General features: G+C 72.6%; 11 protein-coding genes. 6 read left to right on the forward strand and 5 right to left on the reverse strand.

Annotated features, from left to right (window positions below; all coding sequences use genetic code 11):
• Positions 1–6 precede the first annotated feature (6 nt).
• The 6 genes from ABD944_RS26330 to ABD944_RS26355 all read left to right on the forward strand — a co-directional run bounded on the left by ABD944_RS26330 (position 7) and on the right by ABD944_RS26355 (position 7,035).
• On the forward strand, positions 7–1,476 hold the full coding sequence (locus ABD944_RS26330; RefSeq protein ID WP_345180933.1) for a sulfatase family protein: 1,470 nt from the start codon (positions 7–9) through the stop codon (positions 1,474–1,476).
• A complete protein-coding gene (locus ABD944_RS26335) occupies positions 1,476–2,246 on the forward strand; it encodes an ABC transporter permease (RefSeq protein WP_345180934.1) in 771 nt (256 codons plus the stop codon). The genes ABD944_RS26330 and ABD944_RS26335 overlap by 1 nt, the downstream gene beginning before the upstream one ends.
• Positions 2,243–3,019, forward strand: a complete 777-nt coding sequence (locus ABD944_RS26340; RefSeq protein WP_345180935.1) for an ABC transporter ATP-binding protein — start codon at positions 2,243–2,245, stop codon at positions 3,017–3,019. The genes ABD944_RS26335 and ABD944_RS26340 overlap by 4 nt, the downstream gene beginning before the upstream one ends.
• A complete protein-coding gene (locus ABD944_RS26345; protein WP_345180936.1) occupies positions 3,016–3,996 on the forward strand; it encodes an aliphatic sulfonate ABC transporter substrate-binding protein in 981 nt (326 codons plus the stop codon). The genes ABD944_RS26340 and ABD944_RS26345 overlap by 4 nt, the downstream gene beginning before the upstream one ends.
• A 57-nt stretch (positions 3,997–4,053) precedes the next feature.
• The gene (locus ABD944_RS26350) at positions 4,054–6,057 is read left to right on the forward strand and encodes a family 20 glycosylhydrolase (protein WP_345180938.1); all 2,004 of its coding nucleotides are present in this window, start codon (positions 4,054–4,056) and stop codon (positions 6,055–6,057) included.
• Between the two features lie 189 nt (positions 6,058–6,246).
• Positions 6,247–7,035 carry a formylglycine-generating enzyme family protein gene (locus ABD944_RS26355; protein ID WP_345180940.1) on the forward strand — a complete coding sequence of 263 codons (789 nt, stop codon included), beginning with the start codon at positions 6,247–6,249 and terminating at the stop codon, positions 7,033–7,035.
• A gap of 48 nt (positions 7,036–7,083) precedes the next feature.
• On the opposite strand, the gene ABD944_RS26360 is transcribed toward ABD944_RS26355, so the two are convergent.
• The 5 genes from ABD944_RS26360 to ABD944_RS26380 are packed head-to-tail and all read right to left on the reverse strand — an operon-like array spanning position 7,084 to position 14,386.
• Positions 7,084–9,237, reverse strand: a complete 2,154-nt coding sequence (locus ABD944_RS26360; RefSeq protein ID WP_345180942.1) for an MGH1-like glycoside hydrolase domain-containing protein — start codon at positions 9,235–9,237, stop codon at positions 7,084–7,086.
• Between the two features lie 2 nt (positions 9,238–9,239).
• Positions 9,240–11,243: a beta-galactosidase gene (locus tag ABD944_RS26365; RefSeq protein WP_345180944.1), complete on the reverse strand. Its 2,004-nt coding sequence runs from the start codon at positions 11,241–11,243 to the stop codon at positions 9,240–9,242.
• Positions 11,240–12,085, reverse strand: a complete 846-nt coding sequence (locus tag ABD944_RS26370) for a carbohydrate ABC transporter permease (RefSeq protein ID WP_345180945.1) — start codon at positions 12,083–12,085, stop codon at positions 11,240–11,242. Before ABD944_RS26370 ends, ABD944_RS26365 begins: the two co-directional genes overlap by 4 nt.
• Positions 12,082–13,020 carry a carbohydrate ABC transporter permease gene (locus ABD944_RS26375; protein WP_345180947.1) on the reverse strand — a complete coding sequence of 313 codons (939 nt, stop codon included), beginning with the start codon at positions 13,018–13,020 and terminating at the stop codon, positions 12,082–12,084. Before ABD944_RS26375 ends, ABD944_RS26370 begins: the two co-directional genes overlap by 4 nt.
• Positions 13,021–13,036: 16 nt before the next feature.
• Complete coding sequence (locus ABD944_RS26380) at positions 13,037–14,386, reverse strand: ABC transporter substrate-binding protein (RefSeq protein WP_345180949.1); 1,350 nt, start codon at positions 14,384–14,386, stop codon at positions 13,037–13,039.
• Between the last annotated feature and the right edge of the window lie 70 nt (positions 14,387–14,456).

Consider the following 14,456-nt stretch of genomic DNA (forward strand, 5'->3'; position numbering starts at 1 on the left):
AGTCCCGTGCCCCCTCGCAACGTCCTGATCCTCATGACCGACCAGCACCGGGTCGACACGCTGGGCTGCTACGGCAACCCGGTCGTGCGCACCCCCGCGCTGGACGGGCTGGCGGCCGAGGGCACCAGGTTCGACCGGTTCTACACGCCGACCGCGATCTGCACCCCCGCCCGCGCCTCCCTGTTCACCGGCACCCATCCGTTCCGCCACGGCCTGCTCGTCAATCCCGAGCGCAACGGCGGCGCCAAGGACGAGGTGGACGACGACTTCCCCACCCTCGTCCGGCCGCTGCTGGGCGCGGGCTACAACGTGGGCCACGTCGGCAAGTGGCACATCGGCCGCGAGCGCGGCCCCGAGTACTACGGCATGGACGGCGAGCACCTGCCCGGGGCGCTGAACCCGTTCCACCACCCGTCCTACCAGGCCTGGCTCAAGGACAACGGGCACCCGCCGTTCAAGGTGCGCGACCCGGTCTTCGGCAAGGCCCCCAACGACTCCGGGCGCGGCCACCTGATCGCCGGGCGGCTGGAGCAGCCCGCCGAGGCGACCGTCGAGCGGTTCCTCGCCGACCGGACGATCGAGCTGATCGACCGGTACGCCGACGACGGGCGGCCGTTCGCGCTGACGTGCAGCTGGTACGGCCCCCACCTGCCCTACCTGCTCCCGGACGCCTACTACGACCTGTACGACCCGGCGGACGTGCCGCTGCCCGCGTCCATGGCCGAGACGTTCGCCGGCAAGCCCGACGTCCAGCGCCGCTACGCCGAGTACTGGTCGGCCGACCACTTCGACGCCGACGCCTGGCGCAAGCTGATCGCCGTCTACTGGGGCTACGTCACGATGATCGACGAGCAGGCCGGGCGGATCCTCGACCGGCTCCGCGAGCGCGGCCTGTGGGACGACACGGCGGTCGTGTTCACCGCCGACCACGGCGAGTTCACCGGCGCGCACCGGCTCAACGACAAGGGCCCGGCGATGTACGAGGACATCTACCGCATCCCCGGGATCATCCGGGTGCCGGGCGCGCCCGTCCGCGCGGTCGACGAGTTCGCCACGCTGATCGACCTGCACCCGACGATCCTGGACCTGGCCGGGCTGCCGCCAGGCGACCCCTGCGACGGCCGGAGCCTGCTGCCGCTCATCCGCGGGGAGGACGACCCGCGCCCCGAGGTGGTCGCCGAGTTCCACGGCCACCACTTCCCCTACTCGCAGCGGATGATCCGCGACCGCCGCCACAAGCTCGTGTTCAACCCCGAGAGCGTCCACGAGCTGTACGACCTGGAGGACGACCCCCACGAGCTGCGGAACGTGTACTCGGCGCCCGCCTACGCGGACGTGCGGCGGGACATGACCGGCCGGCTCTACAGGGAACTGCTGCGCCGGGGCGACCCCGCCTACACCTGGATGAGCTACATGGCCGACATCGGCGCCGGCCGGGCGCCCGACGTCGACGGCGTCGCGGACGAGGTCGCGTGATGGCCGCCGCCGGCCGGGGCCGGGGGCGCCTGCGCTCCGCCTCGCTGACCCTCGCCTCGGCCGCGCTGGGCCTCGCGGTCTGGGTCGGGCTGTCCAGGAGCGGGATCGACGGGTTCCCCGGCCCGCTCCCGGTGGCGCGCCGCGCCGGGGAGCTGGTCGGGGACGGCACGCTGTTCGACGACCTGCTCGCCAGCCTGCGCCGGGTGCTGCTCGGCTTCGTCCTCGGCGTCGTGCTCGCGGTCCCGGTCGGGTTCGCGATGGGCTGGTACCCGGTGGTGCGCGGGCTGTTCGAGCCGTGGCTCCAGTTCTTCCGCATGATCCCGCCGCTGGCGATCATCCCGCTGGCGGTGGTGCTGATGGGCATCGACGAGACCCCGAAGGTCTTCGTGATCTTCCTGGCCGCGTTCCTGTCCTGCGTCGTGTCGACCTACCAGGGCGTGGTCTCGGTCGACCGGACGCTGATCAACGCGGCGCGGGTGCTCGGCGCCGGCGACCGGACCCTGTTCACCGACGTGGTGGTGCCGGCCTCGACCCCGTTCATCCTGGTCGGCATGCGGATCGGGCTCGGGGCGTCCTGGGCCACGGTCGTGGCGGCCGAGCTGATCGCCTCGCAGGGCGGGCTCGGCTACCGGATGCAGCAGGCGCAGCTCTACTACGAGCTCCCGACCATCTTCGTGTCGCTGATCGTGATCGGGCTCACCGGGCTCGCGATGGACCGCCTGCTGCTGCTCGCCGAGCGGCGGCTCACCGGATGGCAGGAGCGCCGATGACCAAGATCTCTTTCCGGGACGTCACCCACCGGTTCGCCTCGTTCACCGCCCTGGACCGCGTCTCGCTGGACATCGCCGACGGCGAGTTCGTCACCGTCGTCGGGCCGTCCGGCTGCGGCAAGAGCACCCTGCTGAACCTCGCCGCCGGGCTGCTCGCACCGGACGCCGGGACCGTCGAGGTGGACGGCGCCCGGGTCGCGGGCCCCGGCCCCGAGCGCGGCGTCATCTTCCAGCAGTACGCGCTGTTCCCCTGGATGAGCGCGCGCAAGAACGTCGAGTTCGGGCTGAAAATCGCCGGAGTGTCGAAGAAGGAGCGCCGCGCGACCGCCGAGCACTACCTCGACCTGGTCGGCCTGGCCGACTTCGCCGACGCGCTCCCGAAGACCCTGTCCGGCGGGATGAAGCAGCGGTGCGCCATCGCCCGCGCCTACGCCGTCGACCCGTCGGTGCTGCTGATGGACGAGCCGTTCGGCGCGCTGGACGCGCTGACCCGCGTCCAGCTCCAGGACGGGCTCCTCGACACCTGGACCCGCGAGCGCCGCACCGTCATGTTCATCACCCACGACGTGGACGAGGCCGTGTACCTGGCCGGGCGGGTGGTCGTCATGGCCGCGCGCCCCGGCCGGATCCACAAGGTCGTCGACGTCGGGCTGCCCTATCCCCGCACCGAGGAGATCCGCCTGTCGCCGGAGTTCGACGAGCTCCGCCGCGAGGTCTGGACGGCCGTCTACCACCAGCCCCCCGCCCCGACCCCCGAAGGGACAGCACCATGAGATCTCTGCGCCTGCTGGCCGCGTCGCTCCTCCTGCTGCCGCCGGCCGCCTGCGGCGGCGAGCACGACGGCGGGACGACCGTGAAGTTCGGCTACATCGCCGACTTCTCGGGCGCGGCCACCCTCGCCGCGGCCGACAAGCTCGGCCTGTGGGAGAAGGCCGGGCTCAAGCCCCGGCTGAAGGTCTTCACCAACGGCCCGCTCCAGATCCAGGCGCTCGGCGCCGGTGACCTCGACTACGGCTACATCGGGCCGGGCGCCACCTGGATGCCCGCGTCCGGCAAGGCCAAGATCATCGCGGTGAACATGCTCGGCCAGGCCGACCGGATCATCGCCACCCCGGAGTCGGGGATCACGAGCGTCGCCGGGCTCCGGGGCAAGAAGGTCGCCGTGCCCGAGGGGACGTCGGGCGACATGCTCCTCCAGCTCGCGCTGAAGAAGGCGGGGATGACCCCGAAGGACGTGAAGCGCGTGCCGATGGACCCGAGCACGGTGGTCACCGCCTTCTCCTCCGGCAAGGTGGACGCCGCCGCGATCTGGTACCCGCTCATCGACACCATCAAGAAGCGCACTCCCGGGCTGGTCGAGCTGTCCAAGAACGCCGACTTCTTCCCGGCGATGTCGTTCCCGAGCTCCTTCGTCGCCCGCAACCAGGTCGTGAAGGACGATCCGGCGACCGTCCGCAAGGTCATCAAGGTGCTCCAGCAGGCCAACGACTGGGTGGACGGCCACACGGCCGAGGCCGAGACGACGGCGGCCGCGTTCGTCAAGGTGCCGCCCGCGCAGTTCAAGGGCGCGTCCGCCGTCACCAGGACCTTCAGCTCGGCGGAGCTGACCCGGCTGACCGGGGACGGGACGGTGAACGGCTGGTACAAGGGCCTGTCCGACATCTTCGTCGCGATGGGCAAGCTGCCCTCCTCCCCCGACCCGGCCGCCTACTACACCGCGAGCCTCTACACGAACGCCGGCAGCAAGTAACCCCCGGACCCGGCCGGCGTCCGGCCGGCCGGGCCGCCCCTGAGGAGGCACACCCCCATGCCCCGTCAACGCGTCCCCCTGTCCCGCCGCCGCACGGTCGCCGCCTCGCTCGCGGCCGTCCTCACCGCCGCCCTGTCCCCGCTCGCCGCCGCGCCCGCGCGGGCCGGCGCGGCCGGGGACCGTCCCGCCGCCGGCCCGCTCGGGCTGGTGCCGAAGCCGGTGTCCGTCGAAGCGAGCGACGGCCCCGGCTACCGGCTCGATCCGGCGACCTCCATCGCGGCGGTCGGCGGCGGGGCCGCGGCGCCCGCCGCCTACCTGGCGAAGGTGCTGCGGCCGTCCACCGGTTACCGGCTGCCGGTCGTGCCCGCGAGGTCCGGCCGGAACCCGATCGTCGTCAAGGTCGGCCCCGGGCTCGGCCCCGCGGGCCGCCCGGAGGGCTACGACCTCACCGCGAACCCGGCGCAGGTCGTCATCGAGGCGTCCACCGCCAACGGAGCCCTCAACGGCGTGCAGACCCTCCGGCAGCTCTTCCCCCAGTGGGTCGAGTCGCCCGCGAAGGCCCGCGCCGCCTGGACGGTGCCGCACGTCGAGATCACCGACTATCCGCGGTTCGCGCACCGCGGCATGATGCTCGACGTCGCCCGCAGCTTCTACCCGGTGGACGAGGTCAGGAAGTACATCGACGCCGCCGCGCAGTTCAAGATCAACCGCCTGCACCTGCACCTGAGCGACGACCAGGGCTGGCGGATCGCGATGGACGCCCCCGCGGTGAACCCCTCCGGGATCGACTACGGCAGGCTGACCTCGGTTTCGGGTTCGACCGCGATGACCCGCAACTCCAGCGGCCAGCAGATGGGCACCGAACCCGGCGTCACCGGCTTCTACACCAAGGCCGACTACGCCGAGATCGTCCGGTACGCGGGGGCGAGCGGGATGACCGTCGTCCCGGAGATCGACATGCCGGGCCACACCAACGCCGCCCTGCACGCGATCCCGCAGCTCAACAGCGCCGGATCCAAGCCGGCCCTGAAGCCGGGAGAGACGACCGTCCCCGCCAACGGCACCCCCGACGTCGGGTACTCGTCGTTCGACGCCGCCAACCCGGTCACCTACGAGTTCACCAAGCAGGTCCTCACCCAGCTCGCGGCCATGACGCCCGGCCCGTACCTGCACATCGGCGGGGACGAGTCGCACAGCACGAGCGGCGCCGACTACCGGGCGATGGTCGACGCCTTCACCGGCCAGGTCGACGGGCTGGGCAAGACGGTCGTCGGCTGGAACGAGACCGCCCGGACCGCGCTCCCGCGAGGCAACGCGGTCGTCCAGTACTGGGCGGGCGACAAGGCCGCCGTGGCCGGCGCCGTCACGGGCAGGGGCGCCAAACTGATCCTCTCCCCTGCCTCCAACACCTACGTCCCGCAGAAGCAGGACTCCCGGCAGCCCCTGGGCGGCACGTGGGCCTGCGGCGGACCGTGCGGCCTGGACCGGCACTACGGCTGGGACCCCGGAACCTTCATCCCCGGCACGTCCGAGAGCGACGTCCTCGGAGTGGAGTCGGCCCTGTGGGGCGAGTTCATCCGGCGCCTCCCGCAGGCGCAGTACTACAGCTACCCGCGCCTGGTCGCCACCGCCGAGGTCGGCTGGACGCCGCAGTCCCAGCGTGACTACACCGACTTCACCGGACGCCTCGCCATGGTCGGCGGACGCCTGACGCTCCAGGGCGTCAACTTCTTCCCGACCGCGGGCGTCCCCTGGCGGACGGCCGCCCTCGGCTCCGACAGGACCGTCCCGGCGGGCTCGCCCGCCGGTGCCGCCTGGACGGTCACCGCTCCCGCCGCCGGCGCCCTCACCGGCACAGTCACCTGGAGCGACGGCGTCCAGGAGGACGTCACGCTCACTACGTCCCGTGCGGCCAGCATTCCGGACATGCGCGGCAACGCCGCGTTCACCGCCGTCTCGAACCGGACGTTCTCAGCCCCCGGCACCTACACGGCCACCCTCACCCTCCGGCCGACCGGCCAGGCGCCCGTGGAAGCGCCGCTGACCCTGACCGTCTCCTGAACCGGGTGTGCGGGGGACGGACCCGTCCCCCGCACACCTCCATCGGAAGCCATGACCTCAGCCGACATGCCCGCCTGCTGCGCCGCCTCACGCCGGGCGGCACAGCTCTCTCAGCCCGCGCGGCTCTCCCAGCCCGCGCGGCTCCCCCGGCCCGCCGTGCCCCCTCGCGCCGCTCCGCGCCTCAACCGCATGATCGTGCTGCCCGGCGGCACCTTCCGCATGGGCAACGAGGACGTCCACGCCAACCCCCGGGACGGCGAAGGGCCGGTCCGCGACGTCCGCGTGGAGCCGTTCCGCATCGACCCGCACGCGGTCACCAACGCCGAGTTCTCCCAGTTCGTCAAGGAGACCGGGTACCGGACCGAGGCCGAGGGCTTCGGGTGGTCCTACGTCTTCCAGGGCCTTCTGCCCCCGGCCGAGGCGCGCACGGCTCCGTCACCGGCCGGGACGCCCTGGTGGCGCGGCATCGAGGGCGCCGCCTGGAACCGCCCCGAAGGCCCGGGCAGCCACGTCCGGCAGCGCCGGAAACACCCTGTCGTCCACGTCTCCTGGAACGACGCCGCCGCCTACGCCGCGTGGGCGGGCAAGCGCCTCCCCACCGAAGCCGAATGGGAGTACGCCGCGCGCGGCGGCCTCGATCAGGCCACCTACCCGTGGGGCGACGAGCTGCGCCCGCGCGGCCAGGACCGGTGCAACATCTGGCGCGGCCGGTTCCCCGACCAGCACGACGGGCGCCCCGGGACCGTCGCCGCCGACGCCTACCGTCCCAACGCCTACGGGCTCTACAACACCGTCGGCAACGTCTGGGAATGGTGCGCCGACGCCTTCACCCGGGACGGCGACACCCGCGCCATGCGTGGCGGCTCGTACCTCTGCCACGACTCCTACTGCAACCGCTACCGCGTCGCCGCCCGCACCTCCAACACACCCGACTCCACCACCGGCAACACCGGTTTCCGCTGCGCCGCCGACGCCTGAACGGCCCCGCGCGACCCGGGCCGTCCGGGCGCCGGCGACGCTCGGGCGTCAGTCCAGGGCCAGCAGCAACGCGGCGGACCAGCTGAAGTTGGTCGAGTTCAGCGGGGCGCCCGTCAGGGGGTTGTAGTTCTCCATGATCGGCGCGTCTCCGAGCAGGCCGGACGCCGAGCCGCGCAGGCGGTCGGCGAGGGCGGACGCGTCGGCGCGGTAGCCGTACCTCCGCAGGCCCTCCAGGGAGAAGTACGCCTGGTCGAGCCAGACGGGGCCGCGCCAGTACTTCTCCGGGGCGAAGTACGGCGAGCTCTTCGCCACCGTCGCGAACGGCATCGGGGTGGCGAACTCCTCCGGGTCGGTCAGCCTGCCGCGGACGGCGGCCGCCTGAGGCCCGGTCGCCACGCCCGCCCAGAGCGGGATCGCCCCCTCGATGCCGCGGCCCCGGTCGGTGAGGCGCCGCCCCGTCGCGAGGTCGGTGTCGTAGAAGTAGCCGGTCGCCGGGTCGTACATCGCCGTGCGGATCGCGGCGGTGAGCGTCCGAGCCTGGGCGGTCAGGCGGCGGGACGCCGCCCGGTCGCCGAGGCGCTCCGCGATCGCCGCGAGGTAGCCCTTCTCGGCGGCGAGGTAGGAGTTGAGGTCGACGGACTCCTGGTTCAGCGAGTAGCCCACGACCCGTCCGGCGGCGTCCCGGTTCTCGACGGCGGTGGTGCCGAGCGCGGCGTCGAAGCGCGGGGCGTTGTCCATGCCGCTCTCCCAGGCGGCGGCCTGCCGCCGGGCCTCCGGGGTGTCGTTGGCCGGGTCGACGGTCGCGCCGTACTCGGCGAGGCCGTCGTGGTCGTGGTCCCGGGTGCGGTACCACCAGTCGTGGTAGGCGACCAGCTTCGGGTACATCTCGCGCAGGAACCGGACGTCGCCGCTGCGCCGGTAGGTCTCCCAGACCGCCCAGGCGGCCAGCGGCGGCTTGGTGTTGCGCTCGTTCCAGTTGCCGCCGCCGCGGGCGGGGTCGTTGTAGAAGAGGCAGTCGGGGATCATCCCGGCGTCCTGCGGCCGGTCACGCGAACCCGCGGTGATCTGGTGGTCGAACATCGACCTGATCTGCGACTGGGCGAGCGCCGGGTCGAAGCCCGCCACGCCGACCGCCTGCTTCCAGGTGTCCCAGGCCCAGAAGCCGCCGGTGAACCACTTGTAGGAGATGGACGGCGTGATGCCGCCGTGGTCGAGCCTCCCGGCCGGGCCGCGCCAGTTCGTGACGAGGGTTTCGAGCGCCTTGACCGCGAGCCGCCGCCGTCCCGCGGGCACGTCGGCGGTGACGGCGGCGACGTACCGGCGCCAGCGGGCGTCGGTGTCGCCGATCGCCTTGCCGGGGCGGCGCAGCAGGTCGCGGACGGCCGCGGCCTCCCGCTCGCGTTCGGCGGCGGTGAAGGTGTAGGTCTCGGTCCAGGTCAGCGCGGACGAGCCGCGCGGCGCGAGGGTCAGCGGGCGCGCCAGGTCGGTCCGGTAGGAGTCGCCGGCGACGGTGGTGCGGACGGGGTCGGCGTGGGTCACCTCGAACCGTTCGGTCCCGTCGGTGAGGTAGTCCCACTGCTCGCGGACGCGGGCGAAGCCGACCGCGACGCCGCGCGCCGTGGCGTGCAGGGACGGCGCGCTTCTCATCGGCTCGTCGTCCGGGCGCAGGAGCGAACCGCTCCAGCCGACCTCCACCGTCCGGGGGCCGTTTCCGGTGTTGGCGATGGAGGCGCGGACGAGCGCGCTGTGCCCGGAGGCGAAGCGCAGTTCGAGGGTGAGCCGCAGTCCCGGCAGGTCGTAGACCTGGCGCAGCATCCCGGGGAGGGCGGTGAGCCGGGGCGCGCCGGCGGCGCCGAGGTCGAGGTCCCGGCCGTCCGCGCGCAGCCGGATCCGGCTGAACGCCTTGCTCAGCCACCACGGGTACTCCTGGGCGATGTAGAGCGGCCCGGAGAACCCGCCGTACGCGTCCTTGTCCCCCGGCCGCGGCAGGGCGTAGGCGTGCCACGCGCCGCGGTCGCTGAAGACGTTGACCTCGTTGACCTCGGCGGGCAGGGCGTTGGCCGGGACGCCGTGCAGGTCGAGCACGTCGGCGTAGCCCTCCGGCCCCGTCCTCCGCTCGGCCGCGGAGGACGCCGGCACGGCGGTGACGAGGAGGGCGGAGCCGAGCGTCAGCCCGGCCAGGGCGTGGAGCGGTCGTCGCATGATCACCTTTCGGGGTGGGGGTGGGTCGTCCTGAGCACCGCCGCCCCGAGCGGGGGCAGCCGCAGCGTGTCCCGCACGGCGGCGCCGGACAGGAGGTCGACGCCGTCCGGGACGGGCACGTCCGTCTCGGCGTCGCGATGGTTGAGCAGGAAGAGGTAGGACGCGGCGGGCCCGTCGCGGCGGGTGGCCTCGACCCCGTCCGGGACGGCGTGCACCGGGCGGACGCCCGCGTCGGCGAACGCCTCGTCCAGCACGATCCCGATGCCGTCGCCCAGGTGGCAGCTCACGTACCAGGCCCGCCCGGCGCCGTGCGCGTTGCGGGTGACGGCCGGGCGGCCGGCGAGCGCCCCGGACCCGTACGCGGCCGCGGTCTCGGCCCCGGCGGTCTCCAGCCATTCGCTCCACAGCGTCGCCGGGACCGTGCGGTCGCCGAACGCCACCTCGACGGACGCGTCGTCCGGGACGGGCCAGAACTCGTCGACGACGACTCCGAGCACGTCCCGCAGCGGCGCCGGATAGCCGCCGAGATGCACGTGGTCGTGCTCGTCGACGATGCCGCTGAAGAAGCCGCAGACCAGCCGGCCGCCGTCCGCGACGTACGAGCCGAGCCAGGCGGCCGTCTCATCGCTCGCCATGTAGAGGTTGGGCAGCAGCACGAGCCGGTACGGCGCCAGGTCCGCGCCGCGGGGGACGAAGTCGACGGCCGCGTTGCGGGCGTGCGCCGCGCCGTACCAGGACAGCACGAGCTCCTGGAGCCGGAGCCGGGACGAGGGGTGGTCGTCGAGTTCCAGCGCCCACCAGGAGTCCCAGTCCAGGACGATCGCGACATCGGCCGTGGTGCGGGTGCCGGCGACCTCGGCGAGCCGGGCGAGCTCGCGCCCGATGCGCACGGTCCGGTCCCACTGCGGCGAGCCGGTGCCGCGATGCGGGAGGAGCGCGCTGTGGAACTTCTCCGCCCCCGCGCGCGACGCCCGCCACTGGAAGTGGAGCACGCCGTCCGCACCGCGCGCGACCGCCTGGAAGGACCACAGCCGTCCCAGCGCGGGTGGCTTCGGCACGTTGACCGGGCGCCAGCTCACCGCAGACGGCGCCTGCTCCATGAGCAGCCACGGCCGGCCGCCCTTCAGCGAGCGCATCAGGTCGAAGTTCATCGCGGCGTTGACGTGCGCCGCCGGGTCGGCCGGGTCGGGGTAGGCGTCGTCGGACACGACGTCCTCGTGCGCCGCCCACTTCCAGTAGTCCAGCGGCTTGAACATCGACATGAAGTTCGTCGTCACCGGGAGGCCCCCGCCGTCCTCGTCCAGGACGGCCTTCTCCGCCAGGTAGCAGCCGAGCAGGGCGTCGGAGCAGAACCGGCGCCAGTCGAGCGTCTGGGTCGGGTTCACCGGTCCGGGCGCGGTGCGCGGCGGCTCGATCTCCTCCCACCGGCCGTAGCGCTGCGACCAGAAGTCCGTCGCCCAGGCGCGGTTCAGCTCCGCGACGTCGCCGTACCTCTCCCGCAGCCAGGACCGGAAGTCCGCCGCCGACGCGGCGCAGAAGCACTCGGTCACGTGGTCGCCGTACTCGTTGTGGACGTGCCACAGCACGACCGCCGGATGGGCCCGGTAGCGCTGGGCGATCATGCGGGCCAGCCGCGTCGCCGATTCCCGGTAGACCGGGGAGGACGGGCAGTAGTGCTGGCGGGAACCGAACTCCAGCCGGACGCCGTCCGCCGTGACGGGCAGGATCTCCGGGTGGCGGCGCACCAGCCAGGCGGGCGGCGACGCGGTGGCGGTGGCGAGGTCGGCGGCGATCCCGTGCCCGGCGAGCAGGTCGAGCAGCCGGTCGAGCCACCCGAAGTCCCAGGAGTCCGGGCCCGGTTGCAGCCGCGCCCACGAGAACACGCCGACCGTCACCAGGTTGACCCCGGCCTCGTTCATCAGCCGGGCGTCCTCCGCCCAGACCTCCTCGGGCCACTGCTCGGGGTTGTAGTCCCCGCCGTAGAGCAGCCCCGGCACCCGAATCATCCCTTGACCGCCCCTCCCAACAGACCGGACACGAACTGCTTCTGGAACAGAAAGAAGATCAACATCAGGGGGAGCGTCGCCAGGAAGGAGCCGAGGATCAGCCCGGAGTAGTCGACGTGGCTCTGCCCGATGAGCGTGTACAGCGCGACCGGCGCGGTGTACTTGTCCTCGGTGTTCAGCATCAGCAGCGGCCACAGGAAGGCGTTCCACTGCGTCATGAAGGTGAAGATGACCAGCGCGCCGAACTGGGGCCGGACCACCGGGAGGACGACCCGGTAGAAGATGCGCAGGTCGCCCGCGCCGTCCATGCGGGCCGACTCGATCAGCTCGTCCGGGAAGGCGAGGAACGCCTGGCGCATGAGGAAGATGCCGAACGAGTTGGCCAGGAACGGCAGGATGACCGCCTGGTAGGTGTCGACCCATCCGAGGCTCGCCATCATCTGGAACAGCGGGACGAGCAGCACCTGGAACGGGATCATCATGGTCGCCAGGACGGCGCCGAGCAGCAGCCGCCGTCCCCGGAACCGGTACTTGGCCAGCGCGTACCCGCACATGGCGGAGATCAGCGAGCTGAGCACCGTGTAGACGACGGCGACGCCCGCGCTGTTGAGCATGACGCGGCCGAAGCCGATCGTGTGCTCCAGTTCCACCAGGTTGTGCAGGAACCGCCCGCCCGGGAGGAACGGCGGCGGGGACGCGAACAGCTCGGAGTCGTCGCGCGTGGAGGCGACCACCATCCAGTAGAACGGCGCCGCGCTGATCAGCGCGCCCGCCAGGAGCAGCAGCAGGGCGAGCGCGCGGCCCGCGCGGGGGCGGCCCCTTCCCTCGGCGGCCGGGATCACCGCGACCTCTCCTTCCCGAAGAAGCGGAACTGGGCGTAGGAGATCAGCCCGATGACCGCGACGACGACCCAGGACAGGGCGGCCGCGTAGCCGAAGTCGAGCTGCTCGAAGCCCACCTTGTAGAGGTAGAGGACGGGCGTGGTCGTGGCGTTGCCCGGTCCGCCGCCGGTCAGGACGTAGTTCTCGTCGAAGAGCTGGAGCGTTCCGATCGTCGAGGTCACCGAGCAGAACAGGATGACGGGACGCAGCTGCGGCATGACCACCCGGACGAACGTGGTGAGGGGCCCGGCGCCGTCGATGGCCGCCGCCTCGTACTGCTCCCGGGCGATCGACTGGAGCCCGGCCAGCAGGATGACCGCGTTGTAGCCCGTCCACCGCCAGGTGATCGAGCCGATCAGCGCCAGCCGCGCCCAGCCGGGGCCGTTCAGCCAGTCGACCGCGGGCAGGCCCACCGCGCCGAGCATCTGGTTCACCAGGCCGCCGTCGGTCTTGAGCAGGACGCGGAACACCACCGAGTAGGCGACCAGCATCGTGACGGCGGGCAGGAAGTAGGCGATGCGGAAGCCCGAGCGCAGCCGCAGCCAGGACTGGTTCAGCCCGAACGCCAGCAGCAGCGCCAGCCCGATCATGACCGGGACCTGGACGGCGAGGATCAGCCCGGTGTTGCGCAGCGCGGCCCAGAACACGGGGTCCGCCGCCATCCGGCGGTACTGGGCCAGCCCGACCCAGGTCGTCACGCCGTCGCGGTCGGCGGTGAAGCTCTGGTAGAGGCCGGCCAGCAGCGGATAGGCGAAGAAGAGCGCCAGCAGCGCCGCCGCCGGGCCCGCGAACGTCCACGGCGTGGTCCGGCGGCGCCAGCGCTCCCGCCACCGGGGCGGCGCGTCCGGCCGGGCCGCGCGGGCGGGTCCGCTCTGCGCGGGTTTCCGTTTCGTCACGTCGACGACCACGGCGTCACTCGGCGATCGACCGGCCGGTCGCGGCGGCGATCTGCTTGGCCGCCGAGTCCAGGGCCTTCGCCGGGTCGTCGCCGTGCAGCACGATGCCGGAGACGGTGCGGTTGACGACGTCCCTCGCCTTCGGTCCGTCCTTGGAGATCTCGATCGGGGGCACCTTGTCCGCGAGGTCGGCGAAGGTCGCGAAGACGGGCCGGCCGCCGTAGTAGGGCTGCGGCGCGGTCACGAACGGGTCCTTGAGCGCGGGCAGGTAGGCGGGGAACAGGCCCTCGTTCTTCAGCATGGACACCTGGTTGGCGCCGTCCGCGAGGGCGAACTCGATGAACGCCCACGCCGCCCGCGCGTTCGCGCTGTGGCCGCTGACGGCGAGGGTGGACCCTCCGTCGTTGGACGTCCGCACCCCGCCCTGGTCGAACGCCGGGAGGGGGACGACGCCGAACTTCCCCTTGAGCTCGGGCATCTCGTCGGTGAGGGTCCCCGACCACCACACGGCGTACGGGGTGGTGGCGACCTTGCCCGCCTTGGTCGCCGAGACGAGGCCGTCCCAGCCCTTCTCGAAGGCGACGAGGTCCTTGTCGGCGAGCGTCTTGAGCAGCGCCGCGGCGCGGACGGCCCGCGGGTCCGAGACGGCGATCCTGCCGCCGCGCACGTAGCCCTGCCCCTGCTGCTGGAGCAGCATCGGGAACATGCTGTCCTCCTGCGGGTCCATGACGAGGAGCTTCTTGCCGGTCGCCGCCTTGATCCGCTCTCCGGCGCGGACGTAGTCGTCCCACGTGGCGATGCCCGCCGGGTCGACGCCGGCCTTCTCGAACATGTCGGCGCGGTAGTAGAGGGCGCAGGGCCCGCCGTCCCAGGGCAGGGCGAAGACCTTGCCGCGCTCGTCGGTGACGTCCTTCCAGGCGGCGCGGGCGAACTCGGCCCGGTGCGCGCCGGCGAGCGGGGTCAGGTCGTACAGCCCGCCGGGGAAGGCGCCGATGTAGCCGGGGAGCCGGGTGCCCTCGACGGTGAGGACGTCGGGCAGGCCCTTCCCCGCCTTCATCCCCACGGTGATCTTGTCGTAGGCGTTGTCGTAGCCGATGTCGACGACGTCGACGCTCGTCCCGGGATGGCGCTGCTCGAAGGCCGGGGCGAGCCGCTTGAGCGCCTTCGCCGCGACGTCCCACGACCAGACGGAGATCTTTCCTTCGATCTTGGCCTGGGCGCCCGCGCTGAGCGCCGGCCCCGCCTTCCCGGCGCCGCCTCCGGTGGCGCACCCGCTCGTTCCGAGCAGCGCCGAGACGGCTCCGGCGACTCCGGCGGTCAGGACGGTCCGGCGTCCGATGGCCGCCCGTCCGGGGTTGGTCGCCATCTTGCCTCCCCAAGGGATTCGGGATAATGCTGTATACAGCACACTGCATCCTGTGTTCTCGTCAAGAGGG

This window comes from Actinomadura verrucosospora (assembly GCF_039540335.1).
Classification (GTDB): domain Bacteria; phylum Actinomycetota; class Actinomycetes; order Streptosporangiales; family Streptosporangiaceae; genus Spirillospora; species Spirillospora verrucosospora.

Excerpts from the sequence above, each read along its gene's own strand:
- ABD944_RS26345 (WP_345180936.1), top strand. The coding sequence starts at position 3,016 with ATGAGATCTCTGCGCCTGCTGGCCGCGTCGCTCCTCCTGCTGCCGCCG.
- ABD944_RS26355 (WP_345180940.1), top strand. The coding sequence starts at position 6,247 with ATGATCGTGCTGCCCGGCGGCACCTTCCGCATGGGCAACGAGGACGTC.
- ABD944_RS26380 (WP_345180949.1), bottom strand. The coding sequence starts at position 14,386 with ATGGCGACCAACCCCGGACGGGCGGCCATCGGACGCCGGACCGTCCTG.
- ABD944_RS26335 (WP_345180934.1), top strand. The coding sequence starts at position 1,476 with ATGGCCGCCGCCGGCCGGGGCCGGGGGCGCCTGCGCTCCGCCTCGCTG.
- ABD944_RS26360 (WP_345180942.1), bottom strand. The coding sequence starts at position 9,237 with ATGCGACGACCGCTCCACGCCCTGGCCGGGCTGACGCTCGGCTCCGCC.
- ABD944_RS26365 (WP_345180944.1), bottom strand. The coding sequence starts at position 11,243 with ATGATTCGGGTGCCGGGGCTGCTCTACGGCGGGGACTACAACCCCGAG.
- ABD944_RS26340 (WP_345180935.1), top strand. The coding sequence starts at position 2,243 with ATGACCAAGATCTCTTTCCGGGACGTCACCCACCGGTTCGCCTCGTTC.
- ABD944_RS26350 (WP_345180938.1), top strand. The coding sequence starts at position 4,054 with ATGCCCCGTCAACGCGTCCCCCTGTCCCGCCGCCGCACGGTCGCCGCC.